This window comes from Micromonospora mirobrigensis (assembly GCF_900091555.1).
GTDB classification, from domain to species: Bacteria; Actinomycetota; Actinomycetes; order Mycobacteriales; family Micromonosporaceae; genus Micromonospora; species Micromonospora mirobrigensis.
Window position 1 is genome coordinate 406,311 of record NZ_FMCX01000006.1, and the last position, 18,994, is coordinate 425,304.

An 18,994-nucleotide genomic window follows, 5' to 3' on the forward strand; every position below is an offset into this window, starting at 1 on the left:
AGTGCAGGTGCTGGCCGCCGTCCATCCCCCGGGCAGCGCTTTGGTGAATTCCACCCGTCGCGCGCCGGTCACCGACCGGGGGTGCTGCTGTGGACGCCGGCCACGGCCCGGTCAGTGCGCCGGACCGTCCGATCGGGTCGCCGGCGGGTCCAGCCGGTGCACCAACTCGGCGACGTCCACGCTGTATTCACACCAGTCCCGGTCGGGTCGGTAGCCCAGCTCGGCGTTGACCTTCAGCATCGCCTCGTTGGCCTGCGCGTTCCAGGTCTGCACCTCGACCAGGCCGGGCTCGGCCGAACGCAGCTCCATCAGCATCCGCGCCTTGATCGCCCGGTCGATGCCGTAGCCGCGGTGGTCCTGCACGACGATGGTGTCGTACTGGTCGGCGCGGGTCGGGTGCTGTGCCGGCACCACCACCTCGGTCAGCCCGGCCACCTCACCGGACTGCTCGTGCAGGGCCAGCACGATGTACGGCTGCATGCCGCGCCGGTGCAGCGTGTCGAGGCTGTCCCGCAGCCGCTGGGGGTCGTACGAGCTGGGGCGCAGTTCGCCGTCGTCGACGTCGCGCACCTCCGCCTTGGCCCGCGCGTACGCCTCGATCAGCTCGTCCGGCGGGCCGCCGGGCCAGAACTCCAGGTGGTAGCCCGCGCCGACGCCGGTGGCCATCTCGGCCAGCGCCGGCCACTCCACCGTGGTCAGGTCGAGCACGCTGCGGGTCTCGACGTACTCCCGGGTGAAGCCCAGCGACTCGTAGAACGCGACGGCCGGGGTGTCACCGACCACCTCGACGCCGATCGACTGGAAGCCCTCGTCCCAGACCCGGCGGGCGGCCAGCCGGACCAGGGTGCGGCCCAGCCCGGTGCGCCGCGCCGACGGGTGCACCAGCACCTCCAGCACGCCGATGCCGCCCAGCAGCAGCACCTGGACATGCCCGACGACCTCGCCCGGCGTCCCGTCGTCGCCCGGCTCGGCCTGGGCGATCCAGGAGATCCGCCGCTCGCCGGGCATCACCTCGGAGAGGTATTCGCGCAGGGAACTCTCCCGCCACGGCGGGTCCTGCGGGAGGTCGGCCGCGAGGACCGCGTTCAGCGTGCCCAGCAACGACGTGATCTCGTCGGACGACGCCGTCCGGGGATCCCACTCGCGCACCATCACCCGTCTAGCTTGCCGTCAACGGCAGCCTGGGGGAAGTGTCCAGTTCTCCAATGTATGCGGACGATCACGTCACGTACGGCTGGCCAGTCCGTATTCGTTGGCCTTGTCGTAGACGTCCTGGGCGTACCGGCGGACGTCGTTGTAGGACAGGATCGCCCCCCACCAGTCGCCGGCGATGGTCATGTTCCGGCCGCCCTGGCAGAGGTAACGGCCGGCGGCCAGCGCGGCGTCGTCGAGGTCGTGCGGGTCGACCTTGCCGTCGTTGTCGGCGTCCGCGCCCACCTGCTGCCAGGTGGTGGGGATGAACTGCATCGGACCGAGGGCCCGGTCGTGGACGGGGTCACCGTCGATCACGCCCCGGTCGGTGTCCCGGATCAGCGAGCGCCCGCCCTGGCCGTCGAGCGGATCACCGATGATCTCCGGCTCGGCCCGGCCGTTCGGTTGCAGGGTGGCGCCGTTGGCCTGGCCGTGCCGGGACTCGACGTACCCGATAGCGGCCAGCGTGGTCCAGCTCAGCTGGCAGCTGCGGTGCGTCTGGGCCAGCACCAGCTCCGCGTAGCCGTACGCCTGCATGGCCACCGGGGAGATGCCGACCCGGGCGCCGGTGAGCCGGGCCCAGTCGGCCAGCGCGTCCGCCGGCCGGCCCGGCTGCGCGCCCACGGTCGGCGTGGCGCCGGGCTGGCCGGTCACGCCGGGGAGCGCGGCGCCGCCGGGCGGTGCCGTCGCGCCGGGGAACACGGTGGCGCCCGGCAGCGCCGTGGCGTCGGGCAGCGGGGTGACGCCGGGCAGGCCGGGGCCGTTGGGGGCGGGCCACGCCGGTGAGGCGGCGGCTCCCGACGGCGCCGGCACGCCGGGCGGGACGCCCTCCTGGGGTACGCCGGAACCCGGCGCCGCCGAGGTGGCGTCCACCGCCACCGGGCGCGGGTCACCTGCGGTCGCCGGAATCACGATCGCTCCCGCCGCCGCCGTGGCGGCGACCAGGCCGAGCAGGAAGAGCCCGGAGAGGGCCAGCCGGCCCGCCGGTCGGCGGGACCAGTCGCGGGTGGCCCGGGACGCGCCCATCAGGCGGCCGGGCGGGCGAGAGCGGACCGCGTGCGCGAACGGCACCCGACGGCGCCGGGGGACCGCGACGACCTTCGCCACCTCACCGGCCGGATCGACGTCGTCGGCGGCCTTCTCGTCGTCGTCGGCCTTCTGGTCGGCGGCGGTGGCCTCGGCCGGCTCGGCGGCGGTGGCCTTCTCGTCGTCGGCGGGCGGCTTCGACCAGGGGCGACGGGGCCGGGGCAGGGAGGTCGGGTCGGGTGCCGCGCCGGAGCCCGCGAGCGGCCCGTCGGGCGGCGTGGCCGGTCGCAGGGGCCGTACCGTCGATCGCTGCTCGCCGTCCGCCACCCGTCGAGTATCACCCATGTCCGCACCGGCGTCAGGACCGGTCGTACCCTGGACACATGCCCCGGTACGAGTTCCGCTGCCGCGCCTGCGGCGACACCTTCGAGGTCAACCGGCCGATGGCCGAGGCCGGCAACCCGACGCCCTGCCCGCAGGGGCACGGCGACACGGTCAAGCTGCTCTCCGCGGTGGCGGTCACCGGCCGGGGCGGCGCCGCCCCGTCGGCGCCCACCGGGGGCGGCGGTTGCTGCGGTGGCGCCTGCGGCTGCTGAACCCGACCGAAGCCGACCGGGCCGGATCCAGGCCCAGCTCGGGACCGGTGGGACCGTGGGACGGGGTCGCACCCGACCGTTCTCACGATGCGTGACGGCGTGCACATAGGGCAGCATTGACCCGACGTCAGGGGCGGAGGTTCCACGCATGTCGCCACGGATCCACCTGCCGACCGGGTGGGTGACCTTCGTGTTCACCGACATCGAGGGGTCGACGCGGTTGGCCCAGATGCTCGGGGTGAACTACCCGCCGGTGCTGGCCGAGCACCGCCGGTTGCTGCGCCGGACGCTGGCCGCCACCGGGGGCGCCGAACTGCTGACCGAGGGGGACTCCTTCTTCCTCGCGTTCCCCGACGCCTCCGCCGCGCTGACCGCCTGCCTGACCGGCCAGCGGGCGCTGGCCGACCACGACTGGCCGACCCCGGAGGGCACCCCGCGGGTGCGGATGGGGCTGCACACCGGCTGGGCGGAGCCGCGCGACGGCGAGTACGCCAGCCCCGAGGTGCACCGGGCGGCCCGGATCGCGGCGGCCGCCCACGGTGGTCAGGTGCTCTGTTCGGCGGCCACCGCCCGGCACGCCGACCCGCTGCCGGCCGGGGCGTCCCTGTTGGACCTGGGGCTGCACCGGCTGCGCGGCTTCGACGACCGGGAACGACTGTTCCAGCTGGTCGCCCCCGGCCTGGAGCGGCAGTTCCCGCGGCCGCGTACCGCCGACGCGGTGGCGCACAACCTGCCCACCCAGGTCACCTCGTTCGTCGGGCGGCAGACCGAGCGGGTCGAGCTGCGGGCGTTGATCGAGTCGCACCGGCTGGTGACCGTGCTCGGCGCGGGCGGCACCGGCAAGACCCGGCTCGCCGTGGAGCTCGCCGGCGGCGTGGTCGAGGCGTACCCGGACGGGGTGTGGTTCGTCGACGTCGCCACGGTGACCGACCCCGGCCTGGTGGCGTTCGCGGTGGCCGCCGTGCTCGGGCTGCGTCCGGAGCCGGGACGTCCGATGGTGGACACCCTGGTCGAGTACGCCGCCGCCCGGCGGATGCTGATCCTGCTGGACACCTGCGACGCCCAGCCGGCCGCCTCCGGTGAGGTGATCTCCCGGCTGCTGGCCGGCGGCCGGGGCGTGCGGGTGCTCGCCACCAGCCGGGAGTCGTTCGGGCTCCCCGGTGAGGTGGTGTGGCGGATCCCGCCGCTGGCCGTCGATCCGGGGCCGGGTGGCCGGGAGAGCGACGCGGTGGCGCTGCTGCTGGACCGGACGGCCGCCGCCCGGGGTGGCCGCCGGCCGGACCAGGCCGAGCAGGCCGACCTGCGCCGGGTGGTACGCCGGCTGGACGGGGTGCCGCTCGCCATCGAGCTGGCCGCCGCCCGGCTGCGGGTGCTCTCGGTGGGCCAGCTCGCCGCCCGCCTCGACGACGTGCTCGGCACCCTGGACGCCGGCCGGGACGCGCCGGAGCCGCCCCCGGCGGAGAACGGGTACACCGGCAACCAGCAGGACACCGTCGACCTGGCCGCAGCGGCCGTGGGGACCACCCCGCCCACCCCGGCACACCGGGCGGTGCAGCGCTCGGCCACCGAACGGCACCTCACCATGCAGGCCACCGTCACCTGGTCGTACCGGACGCTCGGGCCGCGCGCGTCCCGGCTGCTGCGCTGGATGGCCGTCTTCGCCGGACCGGTCGAGCTGTCCACCGTGGAGTGGCTGCTCGGGGAGGACCCGCTCGACGCGCTCTCCGTCCTGGTCGACAAGTCTATGGTGCTGGCCGAGCCGCGTGCCTCGGGCAGCACCTACCGGATGCTCGACCCGATCCGGGCGTACGCCGGCCGCCGGCTGGCCGAGGCCGGTGAGGAACAGGCGGCCCGCGACCGGCACGTCGCCTGGTCGAGCCACGCGCTGGAACGCGCCCGCCTGGGCCCGGACGGTCGCCCGGTGACGCTGTCGCTGTACGCGCTGGACCCGCTCGCCGACGAGCTGCGGGCGGCGCTGCGCTGGTGCGCGACCGGGGGCAGCGCCCGGGCCGGGCTGCGGCTGGCCGGCGGGCTGGACCACTGGTGGCGGGAGCGCGGGCTGGCCCGGGAGGGGCGGCTGTGGTTGTTCCGGCTCTACGGCCGGATCGCCGAGAACGGGGAGTCGATCCCGGAGGCCGAGCTGGCGGCGGCGTACCACATGCATTCGCTGCACGCCGGGGCCGACGGGGAGTTCGCCGAGGAGCTGCGCTTCTCCCAGCGCGCGGAGGCGGCCGCCCGGCAGGCCGGCGACACCGGCCTGCTGGCCCGGGTGCTGGCCGGCCGGGCCGCCCCGCTGATCGACCTCGGGCAGTTGGACGAGGCGGAGCGGATCTGCCGGGAGGTCATCGACTGGGCGGCGGAGCAGGACGTCCTCCCCGACGCCCTCTTCGCCGTGTTCAACCTGGCCGAGCTGCTCTGGCGGCGGGGTGCCCTGGACGAGGCGGCGGAGCTGCTCGGTGCGGCCCGGCCGGTGGAGGCGGCCCGCCCGCTGGAACGGGGACGCCGCTCGGTGGACATGCTGCTCGGCATGGTGGCGTTGGCCCGCGGTGACCTGGTCGCGGCGCACGAGCACCTGGCGGTGGCGCTGCGGTCCCGGATGAGCCACGGCTACCACGGCCGGGCCTGCGACACGGTCAACGCGATCGCGGTGCGGTGCGTGGCGAGCGGGGACCTGCTGACCGCCGCCCGGCTCTTCGGCGCGGCCCAGGCGGTCCGGGCGAGCATGCGCTCCACCCCGGGGCTGTACGGCGCGTACTGGTCGGAGCGGCAGGTGGAGCTGCGCCGGATCCTCGGCGACGCGACCTTCGACGCCGCGTACGCCGAGGGCGGTGAGCTGGGCCTGGAGGAGGCCGCGGCGTTGGCCCTGGCGGTCGAGCACCCCGACCTGGCCGTCACCTCCGCCCGCTTCGCGCCCGGCGCCACCCCCTCCCCCCGCCAACCGGCCCCCCACCCCTTGGGCGCGCCCCACCCCGGCCTGCATGGTTGATCATGAAGTTAGCGGCAGTAGAAGAGATCGAACTCGCCGCTAACTTCATGATCAACGAGTGCCGCCGGCGGTGGAGGTGGGCGGATGGGTCAGGGGGTGGGGAGGAGGCGGGCGGCGCGGTCGAGGTCGGACTGGCGGACGGCGGCGGTCGAGCCGAAGACGTTGACCGCCTCGTAGTAGGTCCAGGCCAGGCTGTAGCAGGCGGGGCGGACCAGGTAGCTGTACGTCGCGCAGACCCGCTTCAGGTCGGCGTAGAAGGCGCTGTCCAGCCGGGACTTGTTGGCGGAGAACAGGCTCGTCGCCTTGTAGTTCCGGTAGCCGAAGTCGTGCCGGTAGCAGGAGAGGCTGAACCGGAATCCCAGCGGGTTGTCCGGGCTGGACGAGCAGTAGTCGGTCGACCAGTCGAAGGCGTACTCGGACCAGGCGGCCTTGTCGTGCCGGCCGGCGTTCCAGGCGCTGTAGCTGCTGGCGCTGGTCTGGGTCCAGCTGGACAGGACACTGAGCTTCTGTTCGGTGCTGACCGCGGCGGCCGCCGGGGAGGCGAGCCCCAGCGCGGTGAGCAGGGCGACGGCGGTGACGACGACGCCCGGGACTCGACACGAGTCCCGGGCGTCGGCTGTGTTAACAGGGGGCCCCTGCTATACCGGAGGCGTTAACCGGGGGCCCCTCCTTTCACCGGACGAAGCGCGGCGGGCTGGCCGGTCCCTCGTTCCAGACCCGGTCCAGCGCCGTCACGTGGTACGTGTACGCCGTCCCGGCCCGGGCCGTGGTGTCCACCCAGGACTGCACGTCCCCGGCGGTGCCCCGGACCGTCGCCACCAGGTTGGACGCGTCGACGAGGTCGCAGTCGCCGGCGCGACCCGCGCCGTCCAGCCGGTAGATCGCGTACGAGGTGGCGGTGCCGAACGGGCCGGCGCCGTCGGCAGGCTGCCGCCAGCTCAGCCGGACACCCTCGGCCTGCCGCCGCACGTCGGTGACGACCGGGGCGAGCAGGGGCGCCGACGGCAGGTGCGGCATCGCCGGCACCAGCGCCGGGCGGGAGTAGTGCTCGGCGGCGTAGATGTCGGTGGCGCCGAGCCGGTTCGCCTTCACCTGTACGGCGGAGAAGTGCACGTTGCCGAGCACCTCCGGGTACGACCGGTTGAGCGTCAGGTGGTCCGACAGCTCGTTCGGGTTCATCCAGTACGGCCCGTACGCCGGGTCACCGCTCTTGTAGTCGGCCTGGCCGATGTAGAGCTGCACCCGGGTGCCCCGGACGGTCTCCGCCCACCACGGCACCAGTCGGGCGTAGTCGGCGGCCGGGTACTGGCCGATGTACCAGTACAGCTGCGGCACCACGTAGTCGATCCACTCGTTCTTGATCCACTTACGGGTGTCGGCGGAGATGATGTCGTACGACTGGGAGCCGGTGGTGTCCGAGCCGTTCGGGTCGGCGGTCCTGTTGCGCCAGATGCCGAACGGGCTGACCCCGAACTTCACCCACGGCTTGGCCGCCTTGATCTTCGCGTTCATCTCCTGGACCAGCAGGTTGATGTTGTCCCGCCGCCAGTCGGCCTTGTCGGTGAAGCCGCGGTCGAACTCGGCGAAGGTGGCGTCGTCGGGCACCTGCCAGGTTCCGCTGGGGTAGGGGTAGAAGTAGTCGTCGAAGTGCACGCCGTCGATGTCGTACCGGCTGACCGCGTCCATCATCGCGGTCTGGACGAACTCACGGACGGCGGGGATGCCGGGGTTGTAGTAGAGCCGGCTGCCGGCGACCCCGGCCGGCGGGTACGCGAAGACCCAGTCCGGGTGCTGCCGGGCCGGGTGGTCCGGGGCCAGCTTCGAGATGTCCGCGCCCGCTCCACCCGGGGCCGGCATGGAGACCCGGTACGGGTTGAACCAGGCGTGGAACTCCAGGTTCCGCTTGTGCGACTCGGCGACCAGGAAGGCCAGCGGGTCCCAGCCGGGGTCCTGCCCGCGCACCCCGGTCAGGTACTCCGACCAGGGCTCGTACGCCGATGGCCAGAACGCGTCGGCGGTGGGGCGGACCTGCACGACGACGGCGTTGTGGTGGAGCTGCTGCGCCAGGTCGAGCCAGCCGCGGTACTCGGCCTGCTGGGCGGCGATCCGGTCGGGAGCGGTCTGCGACGCCTTGGTCGGCCAGTCGATGTTCACCACCGACGAGATCCACATGGCCCGGAACTGGCGTTTCGGGGTGGCCGGGTCGGTGACGCAGGTGGCGCTCTCCGGCGCCGCCTCGGGTGCGGCGCTGGCGGGGGCGACGGCGACCAGCGCGCCGAGCAGTGCCGCGGCCAGCCCGGCGGTGGCGAGCCGAGATGCCTTCATGCGGTGGGTCCCTTCGTCGGGCTGCCGGTGGGGGAGCGGCCGGTAGGCACAATTCGCCGTCAACGATCGACCGCTGGTAGGAAAGTTTCACATCCGGCGGGCTCCGCGCAAGGTCGGGGCAGGATTCGGCCCCGATCGATGCCGAGAGCGCCGCCACATGGCCGGGCGTGATCCGCTCCACACGCCGGGTGATGGCCGGATTGGCCGGGAAGTGACGGTTGGCGAGGGTGCGTACTGGGTAGCATCGCCCCGCGCTGGCCACCATCCGGGCGGCCACGGGGAGGGGGTGACCGCGGTGTCCGTGCTGCGTACCAAGCCGATCAAGGACGTGATAGCCCAGGGGGACGCCGACGGTGCCGACGGCGGTCCCGGTCTCAAGCGTCGCCTCGGCGCGATCGACCTCACCGGCTTCGGCATCGGCATCGTGATCGGTACCGGCATCTTCACGCTGACCGGTATCGAGGCCAAGAACCACGCCGGTCCGGGCGTGGTGATCTCCTTCGCGATCGCCGGCGTGGTGGCCCTGCTCGCCGCGCTCTGCTACGCCGAGCTGGCGTCCAGCGTGCCGACCGCCGGCAGCGCCTACACCTACGCGTACGCCACCATGGGCGAGATCGTCGCCTGGATCATCGGGTGGGACCTGCTGCTGGAGTTCGCGCTCGGCGCGGCCGTGGTCGCCCGCGGCTGGTCCGGCTACCTCGGTGACCTGCTCGGCCTGCCGACCACCTGGTTCGGCGAGGAGGGCAGCATCGTCAACATCGGCGCGATCGCGATCGTGCTGATCCTCGGCGTGGTCGCCATCATCGGCGTCCGCGAGTCCGCCCGGGTCACCAACCTGCTGGTCCTGGTCAAGGTGGCCATCTGCGTCTTCATCATGGTGGCCGGCCTGTTCTTCGTGAAGGCGGCCAACCTCAGCCCGTTCATCCCGGCCACCGAGCCGGCGTCGGGTGGCGAGGACGGCATCCGGCAACCGGTCACCCAGGCCATCTTCGGGATGGAACCCTCCGTCTTCGGCTTCGCCGGCGTGCTCACCGCCGCCGCGGTGGTCTTCTTCGCGTACACCGGCTTCGAGGCGGTGGCCAACATGGGCGAGGAGACGAAGAAGCCCAAGCGGGACCTGCCGCTGGGTCTGCTCGGCACGCTGCTCATCTCGACCGTGCTGTACATCGGTGTCTCGCTGGTCGTGGTCGGCATGGTGCCGTACGCCGAGATCGACGAGGGCGCCCCGATCGCCTCGGCCTTCAAGTCGGCCGGCGCCGGCTGGGCGGCCATCCTGGTCTCCATCGCGGCCGTCGCCGGCCTGACCAGCGTGATCCTGGTCGACCTGGTGGCCATGGGCCGGATCGGCTTCGCCATCGCCCGGGACGGGCTGATCCCACCGTCGATCGCCAAGGTGCACCCGCGCTGGGGCACCCCGTACCGGATCTCCGCGATCATGACAGTGGCGGTCGCGCTGCTCGCCGGCTTCCTGCCGCTCTCCGCGCTGGCCGACCTGGTCAGCATCGGCGCGCTCTGCGCGTTCGTGCTGGTCTCGCTGGCGGTGCCGATCCTGCGGCGCAAGCGCCCCGACCTGGAGCGGTCGTTCCGGGTGCCGTTCTCCCCGGTGCTGCCGATCATCTCCGCGCTGGCCTGCCTCTACCTGATGCTGAACCTCTCCGTGGAGACCTGGATCCGGTTCCTGGTCTGGATGGTGCTCGGCGCGGTGATCTACTTCGGCTACGGCCACCGCCGCAACCGCCTGGCCCGCCGCGAGCACGGCGAACCGGTGCCCACCCAGCGGACCCCGGCCTGACCCACCACCCACGCGACGCCGGGCGGCACCGTCGCCCGGCGTCGCGGCACGTCCGCCGCACACCCCGCGTCTGCCCCGCGCCGCTTGGGCCGCGGGCGCTCACTGCGCCCGCCGTGCCTCCAAGCTGGCCGGTCGTCGGTGACCGATGGTGACAAGCCTCCCAGCCACACCGCCACCACCCTCAGCCTTTGCTCTGCTGCACCCCACGCGACAGTCACCGTTCGTGATGGCGCCAGCGGCACCCGCCGCGACGCCCGACGAAAACGCGCAGGTCAGCTCTCATGTTGCGCGGGGTGCAGCAGAGCAAAGGCGGCGAGTGGGTTCCCGCCATCGAGCGCACCGATCACCGTGCGCGACGGGTGTGAGCTGTCACCCACGGTGATCGCGTGGTGCGGTGGTGCGGTGGTGCGGTGGTGCGGCGCTCAGGGGCGTCGTTGCGGCCCGCCGGTCGGGCCCTTGACGACCGGCTTGCCGTCGGTCCAGACCACCTCGTCCAGCCAGACCTGGCGGCCCGGGTCGGTGGCGCCCTCCTGGCCGGGCGGCCAGGCGTGGTAGACCAGCCAGGTCCGCCCGTCGGACTCCACCATCGAGGCGTGGCCGGGGCCGGAGGCCACCTGGTTGGTCTTCAGGATCGGGTTCTCCGGCGCCTTGCGGCACGGCCCCGCCGGGCCGTCGCAGACCGCGTAGCCCTCGGCGTACGTCTCCTTGTCGTAGGCGTTGGCGGCGAAGAAGAGGAAGAGCCTGCCGTCCCGCCGGTGGAAGAACGGCCCTTCGATCAGGGTGCCCTCCCACGGCTCGGTCTGCTTCAGCAGCTTCGTCGGCTCGCCGACCAGGCTCAGCCCGTCCGGGGAGAGCCGCTGTGACCAGAGCCAGGTGTCGACCCCGATGGCGTTGCCGTCGTTCTTCCACAGCAGCCAGAGCGTGCCGTCGGTGTCCCGGAACGGGCTGGCGTCGATCGCGCCACCCAGCTCCGCCTGGCAGATGAACGGCTCGGTCGACTCGTCCCGGTACGGGCCCTGCGGCTCGCTCGCCACCGCCCGGCCCACGCACTGCCGGCCGGACTCGCGGCCGGCGACGGTGTAGTAGAGCACGAACCGGTCCGGCGCGAGCTGGATCGCCTCCGGCGCCCAGGTCTTGCCCGGGTCCGCCCAGGCGGGCAGCTCGGGCAGGGCCTCCTCGGGCTCGGACCACTCGACCAGGTCGGCGGAGCGCCGCACCGGTACGTTCCGGCCGGCGGCGTTGGTGTGGAACATCCACCAGGCGTCCCCGGCCCGGGTGACGAACGGGTCGGGGGCGTCGGCACGGACCACGGGGTTGGTGAACATGTTCGGGTCGCTCCGCGTACTCGATGGGGTGGGGGCGGCGTCCTCGCCGCAGCCGGCGACGACCAGTGCGGCGGCGAGGACCGCCGCCGCACCACGTCGCCGGAGTCTGCGGGCCGTCATCCCTTCAGACCGCTGCGGGACACACCCTGGATGATGTGCCGCTGGGCCGCCACGAAGAGGATCAGCACCGGCACGCTGGCCAGCACCGCACCGGCCATGATCACCGGATAGTCGGTGACGTAGGCGCCCTGGAGCAGGCCCAGGCCCGGCGGCAGGGTCAGCCGCTCCGGGCTGAACAGCACGTAGATCGGCCAGAGGAAGTCGTTCCAGTTGGTCAGGAACGACAGCACCGCGAGGGTGGCCAGGGCCGGCTTGGAGAGCGGCAGCAGCACCTTCGAGAAGATCTGCCAGTGGTTCGCCCCGTCCAGCACCGCCGCCTCCTCCAGCTCGGCCGGGATGGAGAGGAAGAACTGGCGCAGGAAGAACACGCCGAACGCGCTGGCCGCGCCGGGCACGACCACCACGGTCAGGGTGTCCAGCCAGCCGAGCCGGTCGGCGATCACGAAGTTCGGGATGATCAGCGAGGTCGGCGGGATGAACAGCGTGCCCACGATCAGCGCGAAGCCCACGCCCCGGCCGCGGAACCGCAGCCGGGCCAGCGCGTACGCGGCCATCGAGGCGGTCGCCAGCACCAGCAGCGCGTGCAGGGTGGCGGCCAGCATGCTGTTGAGGAACCAGCGCAGCACCGGGTTGGCGGTGTTGCCGAGGATCTGCTCGTAGCCGTAGGTGGAGAACGGCTTCGGCACGAAGGTCGGCGGGATCTTCTGCGCCTCGCCGTAGGTCTTCACCGAGGTGATGAGCATCCAGACCAGCGGGGTCAGGAAGATCAGGGCGAGGAGCACCAGCAGCCCGTAGCGCGCGGAACGGCGGAGAGTCGTCATCGGGTGCCCCTCAGTCTTCCCGGTACCGGAAGAACCGGAAGTTGATCAGGCTGATCACGGTGAGCGCCAGCGCGAAGACGATGCTCATCGCGGCCGCCCGGCCGGCGTCGTTGTCCCGCAGCCCCTCGTCGACGATCCGCCAGACCACCGTCCTGGTCTCCTCACCGGGCGCGCCCTGGGTGATCAGGAAGGACTGGCCGAAGACGTTCGCCGAGGCGAGGATCGTGGTGGTCAGCACGAAGAGCAGGACCGGGCGCAGCCCCGGGACGGTGACGTTGCGGAACCGCTGCCAGGCGTTCGCGCCGTCCATCCGGGACGCCTCGTAGAGCTCCGGCGAGATGTCCTGGAGGCCGGCCAGGTAGATCACCGCGTTGAAGCCGGAGGTCCACCAGACGGTCACCCCGACCAGCGACACCCAGGCCCACGGCACGTCGGTCACCCACGGGGTGTCCGCGGGCAGCCCCACCGCGCCGAGCAGCCGGTTGACCAGGCCCAGGTTGGCGTCGAGCAGGAAGCGCCAGAGCAGGCCGATCACCGCGACCCCGAGGACGTACGGGGCGAAGTACACCGCCCGGAAGAACGTGCGGCCGGGGAACGACTTGTTGAGCAGCAGCGCCAGCCCGAGCGGGATGACCACCAGCAGCGGCACCGAGAAGACGGTGAAGATCGCGGTGGCCTTCACGCTCGACCACCAGTCGCCGTAGATCGCCGACTCGCTGTCGAACAGGTCCTTGTAGTTGTCCAGCCCGACGAAGGGCCGGTTGGGCAGTTGCAGATCCCACTGGTGCACGCTCAGCCAGACCCCGAAGAGGATCGGCAGCAGGCCGAAGGTGAGGAAGAGCAGCAGGTACGGCGCGAGGAAGAGGTACGGGGTCGCGCGGCTGCCCCGCTCCGTCACGCCCCGGCGGCCCTTCCCGCCCGCCGGGGGCGGCGCGTCCTTGCGCGCCGCCCCGACCTCGATCACATCCGCCATGGGGAATCAGTTCCCGTACTTCTTGCGGTTGTCCTCGAGCTGCTTGTTGGCCTTGGCGACCCCGTCGTCGAGGGCCTGCTTCGGCGACTTCTTGTTCAGCGCCGCCTCGTTGAAGGAGTTGTAGAAGGTCAGCAGCACCTCGCCGAGACCCGGCGTGGCCGGCGGGAAGGCCGCGTACTCCAGCTCGGGGGCGAGGGTGGAGACGTCCTTGATCGCCTTGAACTCGGCGCTCTCCCGGACCGCCTTGCGGGCCGGGACCTGGCCGCCCTTGGCCCAGTCCAGTGAGTGCTCGCTCAGCCAGTTGATGAAGACCTTGGCGCCGGAGATCTTGTTGTTGTCGGCGCCGCGCTGCTTCACGATGGTGAAGTTGTGCGAGTTCGCCCAGACGGCCTTCTGGGTGCCGAGCTGCGGCACCTCGGCGACGCCGATCTGCGCGGCCGGGTCCTTGGCGATGTCGTTGATCTGCCAGATGCCGTTGAAGTTGAACGCGTTCTTGCCGGCCTTGAGGGCCAGGTAGTCGGCGTCCTGGCCGACGTTGGCCGGGGAGTAGCCCTGCTTGATCATGTCGACCAGCCAGGTGCAGGCCTCGACCGCCGGGTCCGAGTTGAAGGTGGCCTTCTGGACCTGGTCGTCGAAGAGGGTGCCGCCCCACTGGTGCAGCAGGGAGTAGAAGGTCATGCCGCCGGTGAACTGGAACGGGCTGACCCAGAAGCCCTGGATGCCCGACTTCTTCAGCTCGACCAGCGCGGCGGTGAACTCCTCCTTGTTCGTCGGCGGCTTGTTCGGGTCCAGGCCGGCCTTCTGCATGACGGCCTTGTTGTAGTAGAAGCCCAGCGGGTGCATGTCCAGCGGGATGCCGTACCGCTTGTCGTTGTAGATGCCGCCCGTCCAGACGGTCGGGGCGAAGTCGCCCTCGTTGAGCTCCAGCGCCTTGGACACGTCGTCCAGCTCGGTGATCACGCCGCGGGCGGCGAAGGTGGCCAGCTGGTCCATGTGCATGACCGCGATGTCCGGGCCGTTGCCGCTGGAGACCGCGCCGGGCAGCTTGCTGTAGTAGTCCTCCCACTGGTACGTGGTGACCGCCACCGCGATGTTCTGGTGCTCGCTGTTGAACTGCTGCACCAGCTTCTTGAAGATGTCGCCGTCACCGCCGGTGAAGCCGTTCCACAGCTTCAGGTCGACCTTCGGGCCGGTGTAGTCCTTGCCGCCGTTGCCCGCGGCGGGGCCGCCCGACTTGGTGGCGCTGCCGCCACCGCAACCGGCCAGGGTCAGCGAGGCGGCCGTGCCGAGACCGACGCCGAGCCCGAGCAGGCGCCGCCGGCTCATTTCGTTCTGGATCATGCGGTTATCTCCTTGGGGGACGGGGTGAAGGATATTCCCTGGTCAGGGCCGGGTGCCAAAGCGCAGCACGTTCCAGGAGACCGCCGGCAGGCGTACGGAGCAGCGACCGCCGTCGGAGGTGGGGGTGGGCAGTGCCCGGGGCGTCACCCGGTCGGGTTCGGCCTCGGTGTTGATCGCCTCCGGGTCGTCCCCGGCGGCCAGGGTGAGGTGTTCCACACCACGCAGGCCGGGCAGCCCGCGCAGGTCCAGGTCGAGCGGGAGGTCCTCCTCGCTCCGGTTCACCGCGAAGACGACGAGCTCACCGCTCTCCTCGTCGTGCAGCGCGACGGTGTCCAGCACCGGCACGTCGCCGTAGCGCCTGGTCTCGTAGCTGGGGGAGACCGGTTCGGTACGCAGCACGGTGCCGCGGGCGTACCGGGCGGTGAGGGCGAACGGGTGGAAGATGCTCTGCCGCCAGGCCGGCCCGCCGTTGCGGGTCCGGATCGGGGCGATCACGTTCGCCAGCTGCGCCTGGCAGGCCACGCCGACCCGGTCGGCGTGCCGGAGCAGGGTGATCAGCAGGTCGCCGACGACCACCGCGTCGACCGCGGTGAAGTCGTCCTCGATCAGGGCGGGCGCCTCCACCCAGCCGCGCCGGTCCAGGTCGGCCTTGAGGCGCGACTCGTACCAGACGTTCCACTCGTCGAAGGAGATCTTGAGCTTGCGCTTCTGCCGCAGCTTGGCGGCCACGTGGTCGGCGGTGGCCACCACGTCGTTGATGAAGCCGTCCATGTCGATCGCGGAGGCCAGGATGCTGGCCCGGTCGCCGTCGGACGGGTCGTAGTAGGTGTGCGCGGAGATGTAGTCGACGTGCTCGTAGGTGTGCTCCAGCACGGTCGCCTCCCAGGAGGCGAAGGTGGGCATCCGGCTGTTGGAGCTGCCGCAGGCCACCAGGCTGATCGACGGGTCGATCAGCTTCATCGCCCGGGCGGTCTCGGCGGCGAGCCGGCCGTACTCGTCGGCGGTCTTGTGGCCGACCTGCCACGGCCCGTCCAGCTCGTTGCCCAGGCACCAGAGCTTGACCCCGTACGGGTCCTCGACGCCGTGCTTGCGGCGCAGGTCCGACAGCTGGGTGCCGCCCGGGTGGTTGGTGTATTCGAGCAGGTCGCAGGCCTCCTGGACGCCCCGGGTGCCGAGGTTGACCGCCATCATGGTCTCGACGCCGGCCTGGTCGGCCCAGGTCATGAACTCGTTGAGGCCGAAGGCGTTGGTCTCGATGGTCTTCCAGGCCAGGTCGAGCCGGCGGGGCCGGTCGCCGACCGGGCCGACGCCGTCCTCCCAGCGGTAGCCGGAGACGAAGTTGCCGCCCGGGTAGCGGACCACGGAGACGCCAAGCTCGCGGGTCAGGTCGAGCACGTCGCGGCGCAGGCCGAGCGGGTCGGCGGTGGCGTGGCCCGGCTCGTACACCCCGCCGTAGACGCAGCGCCCCATGTGCTCGACGAAGGAACCGAAGAGCCGTCGGTCGGCGGGGCCGATCGCGAAGGCCGGGTCGATGGTCAGCTGCGCGCCATGCAAGGGGGTACCGCCTTTCCTCACCTGTGCCGGGTGACTGCAGTCACCCGTACCTCAGGCTTTCTACAACGTTGTAAGCAACGTTGTAAAGGCTCTGTTACACGATAGAGTCCTGAGCGGTAACCCGCAGGGGAGGACGAGGTCGTGCGACACAGACTGAAGGACGTGGCCGAACGGGCCGGAGTCTCGGTCAAGACCGTCTCCAACGTGGTCAACGGCTACCTGCACGTGAAGCCGGACACCCGGGCCCGGGTCGAGGAGGCGATCGCCGAGCTGAACTACCGGCCCAACCTCTCGGCGCGAAACCTGCGCAAGGGACGTACCGGGGTGATCGCCCTGGCCGTGCCGGAACTGGACATCCCCTACTTCGCCGAGCTGGCCCGGCACGTGGTGGCCGCCGCCGCCGACCACGGCTGGACGGTGCTGATCGACCAGACCGGCGGCCGGCGGGAGCAGGAGCGGGTGGCCGCCGCCGGGATCGGCGACCACATGATCGACGGGTTGATCTTCAGTCCGCTGGCGCTCACCGCCGACGACCTCGCCGCCCTGGACGGGCTGCCCACGGTGCTGCTCGGCGAGCGGGTCGACCACGGCCCCGCCGACCACGTGGCCATCGACAACGTCACCGCCGCTCGGGAGATGACCGCCCACCTGATCGGCCTCGGCCGGCGCCGGATCGCCGCCATCGGCGACCAGCGCACCCCTGAGGGGGCCAGCGCGCGGCTCCGCCTCGCCGGCTACGCCGCCGCGCTGGCCGACGCCGGCATCGACTACGACGAGCGGCTGGTGGCGCCCGCGCCGGTCTGGCACCGCGCGGACGGCGCCGCCGCGATGCGCCAGCTCCTGGCCTCCGGCGTACGCCCCGACGCCGTCTTCTGCTTCAACGACACCCTGGCCCTCGGCGCGCTACGGGCGCTGCACGAGGCCGGCCTCAAGGTGCCCGACGACGTGGCGGTGGCCGGTTTCGACGACATCGAGGACGGCCGGTTCAGCGTCCCCACCCTCACCACCGTCTCCCCCGACAAGGAGCAGATCGCCCGCCTCGCGGTCGAACTCCTCGCCGGCCGCCTGGCCGGTGATCGGGAAGCTCCCCCCAGGGAACTCACCGCCCCCCACCACCTGACCCCAAGGGAATCCACCCACCCCTGACCCACCCCATCCCGCCCGCCTCCACCCCGCGCTCCGCACCGTTGATCATGAAGTTAGCGCCATTCTCACCGGCGTGTCGTGCCGCTAACTTCATGATCAACGCGCGTTGCTCCCGAAGGGGTCAGTCGAAGAAGCGGGCCTGGTGGCTGCGGGTGGGCGGGGGTGCGTCGGGGGAGAGGGGCGTCAGGTCGGCGAAGATGCTGGCGCCGTCGCAGCCGGCGTGCAGCGGGTGCCAGCGGGGGGTGCCGGGCGGGCGCTGACCGCAGACGCCCTTGATCGTCTGTACGTCGAGGAAGCGGACGTGGGTCGGGTCGGCCACCGCGTTGACGTGCCGCCACCACGGGCTCATCACGTGCAGGACGCCACCCGGCCGCAGCACCCGGTGGCACTCGTCCACCAGCGGCAGGAAGTCGATCAGGTGCTCCAGGATGTGCACCGCGAAGAGCACGTCCACCGAGTCGTCGGCCAACGGCAGCGAGCCGGACAGGTCGGCCACGGCGTCCACCCCGGGCGCCCGGCAGATGTCCAGGCCCAGGTTGCCCGGCCACTGCTTCTGGCCGCCGCAGCCCAGGTCCACCACCACCGGGTCCCGGCCGGCGACCCGGACCCGGCACCAGACCGCGTAGACCCCGGCCAGCCGCCCCACCAGGTCGCGGACCAGCCGCAGCTGGGCCGGCTCGTCGACCTCCCCGTCGACGTGGGCCACCCCGCCGTCGAAGCGCACCTGGACGGCGAGCCCGCGCAGCCGCTCGTCGTGCCGGGCCTGCTCGGCCCACGCCTCGGTGAGGAAACCGTCGACCGCCCGCAGCCGATCGGCCGAGGGCGGATTCGGTGCCATCGCGACCATGCGGGCCACCTCCCGGCCGGCCGTTACCCGCATTCGGACCCGCTATGCCCGCCGGTCAGACCTTGGTCTGGGTGAGCCGCCAGTGGTTGCCGAACGGGTCGCGGAAGCCGCAGTCGATGCCGTAGAAGCGCTCCGACGGCTCCTCGGTGAACTCCACGCCCTTCGCCGAGAGCTCCCGGTAGGTCGCCCAGCAGTCGTCGGTGGCCAGCGCCCCCGGACCGAGCAGGCCGGCAGCCGGGCCAGCTCCGCGTGCCGCGCCACCGCCCCGGCCCGGTACCCACTGGGGCTCTCCCCGACGAAGCGGCGGAACTGGGTGCTGAACGAGCCCAGGCTGGTGAAGCCGACCGCCAGGCAGACCTCGGTGACCGTGAGGTCCCCGTCGCGCAGCAGCGCCTTGGCCCGTTCCAGCCGCCGGGTGAGCAGGTAGCGGTGCGGGGTCACCCCGAAGGCGGCGACGAAGCTGCGGGTGAAGTGCGCCCGGGACACGTGGGCGCGGCGAGCCAGCGCCGGGACGTCCAGCGGCTCGGCGTACGACCGGTCGATGTGGTCGCGGACCCGCAGCAGGTGCCGGGCGAGCGGCGTGGACGGGCCCACGGCTCAGCCGGAGACGGTCCGCCGGACGGTACGCCCACCGGGCCGCATCCGCTGGCGGGGCTGCGGGGTGGGCGCCTTGGGCCGCTTGAGGTGGTAACGGTGCAGCTCGTTGTTGCCGGGCAGGGACGGGTCCTCGCTCATCGACACCAGCTCCCAGCCCTGGTCACCGGCCCGGTTCAGGTGGGCCAGCGCGGTGTCGCCGTAGGGCGTGACGTCGACCATCGACCCGTCGGGGCCGTACCAGATGAAGACGATCTCCCAGCCGATGTCGGTGCTCGCGGCCTGGCGGCGGCGGACCAGCAGCGCGTACTCCCACTTGAGCATGGCGTCATTCTCACCCGGCGCGACCCGGCCGGC

At 72.2% G+C, this 18,994-nt stretch carries 16 protein-coding genes and 1 pseudogene; 4 read left to right on the top strand and 13 right to left on the bottom strand.

The genetic code is table 11. The features are described from left to right. Positions 1 to 111 precede the first annotated feature (111 nt). Together GA0070564_RS21620 and GA0070564_RS21625 are read right to left on the bottom strand one after the other, a co-directional pair. Positions 112 to 1,152: a GNAT family N-acetyltransferase gene (locus tag GA0070564_RS21620; RefSeq protein ID WP_091611477.1), complete on the bottom strand. Its 1,041-nt coding sequence runs from the start codon at positions 1,150 to 1,152 to the stop codon at positions 112 to 114. A 72-nt stretch (positions 1,153 to 1,224) separates the two neighbouring features. Then, positions 1,225 to 2,562: a lytic transglycosylase domain-containing protein gene (locus GA0070564_RS21625; protein ID WP_425412506.1), complete on the bottom strand. Its 1,338-nt coding sequence runs from the start codon at positions 2,560 to 2,562 to the stop codon at positions 1,225 to 1,227. A gap of 38 nt (positions 2,563 to 2,600) precedes the next feature. Between GA0070564_RS21625 and GA0070564_RS21630 the strand changes: the two genes are divergently transcribed. Continuing rightward, positions 2,601 to 2,813: an FmdB family zinc ribbon protein gene (locus GA0070564_RS21630; RefSeq protein ID WP_091611486.1), complete on the top strand. Its 213-nt coding sequence runs from the start codon at positions 2,601 to 2,603 to the stop codon at positions 2,811 to 2,813. A 148-nt stretch (positions 2,814 to 2,961) separates the two neighbouring features. Continuing rightward, a complete protein-coding gene (locus GA0070564_RS21635; RefSeq protein WP_091611491.1) occupies positions 2,962 to 5,799 on the top strand; it encodes an ATP-binding protein in 2,838 nt (945 codons plus the stop codon). An 89-nt stretch (positions 5,800 to 5,888) separates the two neighbouring features. Here GA0070564_RS21635 and GA0070564_RS21640 read toward each other — a convergent pair whose 3' ends face one another. Next, positions 5,889 to 6,362, bottom strand: coding sequence for a phospholipase (locus GA0070564_RS21640; protein WP_245670148.1), 474 nt, complete (start codon positions 6,360 to 6,362; stop codon positions 5,889 to 5,891). Between the two features lie 109 nt (positions 6,363 to 6,471). Then, positions 6,472 to 8,124, bottom strand: a complete 1,653-nt coding sequence (locus GA0070564_RS21645; protein ID WP_091611494.1) for a glycoside hydrolase family 10-like protein — start codon at positions 8,122 to 8,124, stop codon at positions 6,472 to 6,474. A 286-nt stretch (positions 8,125 to 8,410) separates the two neighbouring features. Here GA0070564_RS21645 and GA0070564_RS21650 point away from each other — a divergent pair, with 286 nt between their 5' ends. Continuing rightward, the gene (locus GA0070564_RS21650) at positions 8,411 to 9,916 is read left to right on the top strand and encodes an amino acid permease (protein ID WP_245670137.1); all 1,506 of its coding nucleotides are present in this window, start codon (positions 8,411 to 8,413) and stop codon (positions 9,914 to 9,916) included. 422 nt (positions 9,917 to 10,338) lie between these two features. Here the strand turns inward: GA0070564_RS21650 and GA0070564_RS21655 are convergent, their stop codons facing one another. The 5 genes from GA0070564_RS21655 to arfA are packed head-to-tail and all read right to left on the bottom strand — an operon-like array spanning position 10,339 to position 16,050. After that, positions 10,339 to 11,361, bottom strand: coding sequence for a glycoside hydrolase family 43 protein (locus GA0070564_RS21655; protein ID WP_091611498.1), 1,023 nt, complete (start codon positions 11,359 to 11,361; stop codon positions 10,339 to 10,341). Next, on the bottom strand, positions 11,358 to 12,182 hold the full coding sequence (locus GA0070564_RS21660; protein WP_091611503.1) for a carbohydrate ABC transporter permease: 825 nt from the start codon (positions 12,180 to 12,182) through the stop codon (positions 11,358 to 11,360). Before GA0070564_RS21660 ends, GA0070564_RS21655 begins: the two co-directional genes overlap by 4 nt. Before the next feature lie 10 nt (positions 12,183 to 12,192). After that, positions 12,193 to 13,155: a carbohydrate ABC transporter permease gene (locus GA0070564_RS21665; RefSeq protein ID WP_091611506.1), complete on the bottom strand. Its 963-nt coding sequence runs from the start codon at positions 13,153 to 13,155 to the stop codon at positions 12,193 to 12,195. A 6-nt stretch (positions 13,156 to 13,161) separates the two neighbouring features. Next, positions 13,162 to 14,496: an ABC transporter substrate-binding protein gene (locus GA0070564_RS21670; protein WP_091611509.1), complete on the bottom strand. Its 1,335-nt coding sequence runs from the start codon at positions 14,494 to 14,496 to the stop codon at positions 13,162 to 13,164. A gap of 42 nt (positions 14,497 to 14,538) precedes the next feature. Next, on the bottom strand, positions 14,539 to 16,050 hold the full coding sequence (gene arfA, locus GA0070564_RS21675; protein ID WP_091611512.1) for an arabinosylfuranosidase ArfA: 1,512 nt from the start codon (positions 16,048 to 16,050) through the stop codon (positions 14,539 to 14,541). Between the two features lie 141 nt (positions 16,051 to 16,191). Here arfA and GA0070564_RS21680 point away from each other — a divergent pair, with 141 nt between their 5' ends. Then, on the top strand, positions 16,192 to 17,196 hold the full coding sequence (locus GA0070564_RS21680; RefSeq protein ID WP_091611515.1) for a LacI family DNA-binding transcriptional regulator: 1,005 nt from the start codon (positions 16,192 to 16,194) through the stop codon (positions 17,194 to 17,196). A gap of 121 nt (positions 17,197 to 17,317) precedes the next feature. Here the strand turns inward: GA0070564_RS21680 and GA0070564_RS21685 are convergent, their stop codons facing one another. The 4 genes and pseudogenes from GA0070564_RS21685 to GA0070564_RS21695 all read right to left on the bottom strand — a co-directional run bounded on the left by GA0070564_RS21685 (position 17,318) and on the right by GA0070564_RS21695 (position 18,961). Beyond that, the gene (locus GA0070564_RS21685) at positions 17,318 to 18,043 is read right to left on the bottom strand and encodes a methyltransferase domain-containing protein (RefSeq protein ID WP_091611712.1); all 726 of its coding nucleotides are present in this window, start codon (positions 18,041 to 18,043) and stop codon (positions 17,318 to 17,320) included. Positions 18,044 to 18,098: 55 nt separating this feature from the next. Beyond that, positions 18,099 to 18,200, bottom strand: a complete 102-nt coding sequence (locus GA0070564_RS30510) for a VOC family protein (RefSeq protein WP_245670138.1) — start codon at positions 18,198 to 18,200, stop codon at positions 18,099 to 18,101. Between the two features lie 122 nt (positions 18,201 to 18,322). Further along, positions 18,323 to 18,637, bottom strand: a pseudogene (locus GA0070564_RS29645) (helix-turn-helix domain-containing protein); the annotation flags it as partial. A 3-nt stretch (positions 18,638 to 18,640) separates the two neighbouring features. Further along, positions 18,641 to 18,961: a hypothetical protein gene (locus GA0070564_RS21695; protein WP_091611518.1), complete on the bottom strand. Its 321-nt coding sequence runs from the start codon at positions 18,959 to 18,961 to the stop codon at positions 18,641 to 18,643. Positions 18,962 to 18,994: the final 33 nt, after the last annotated feature.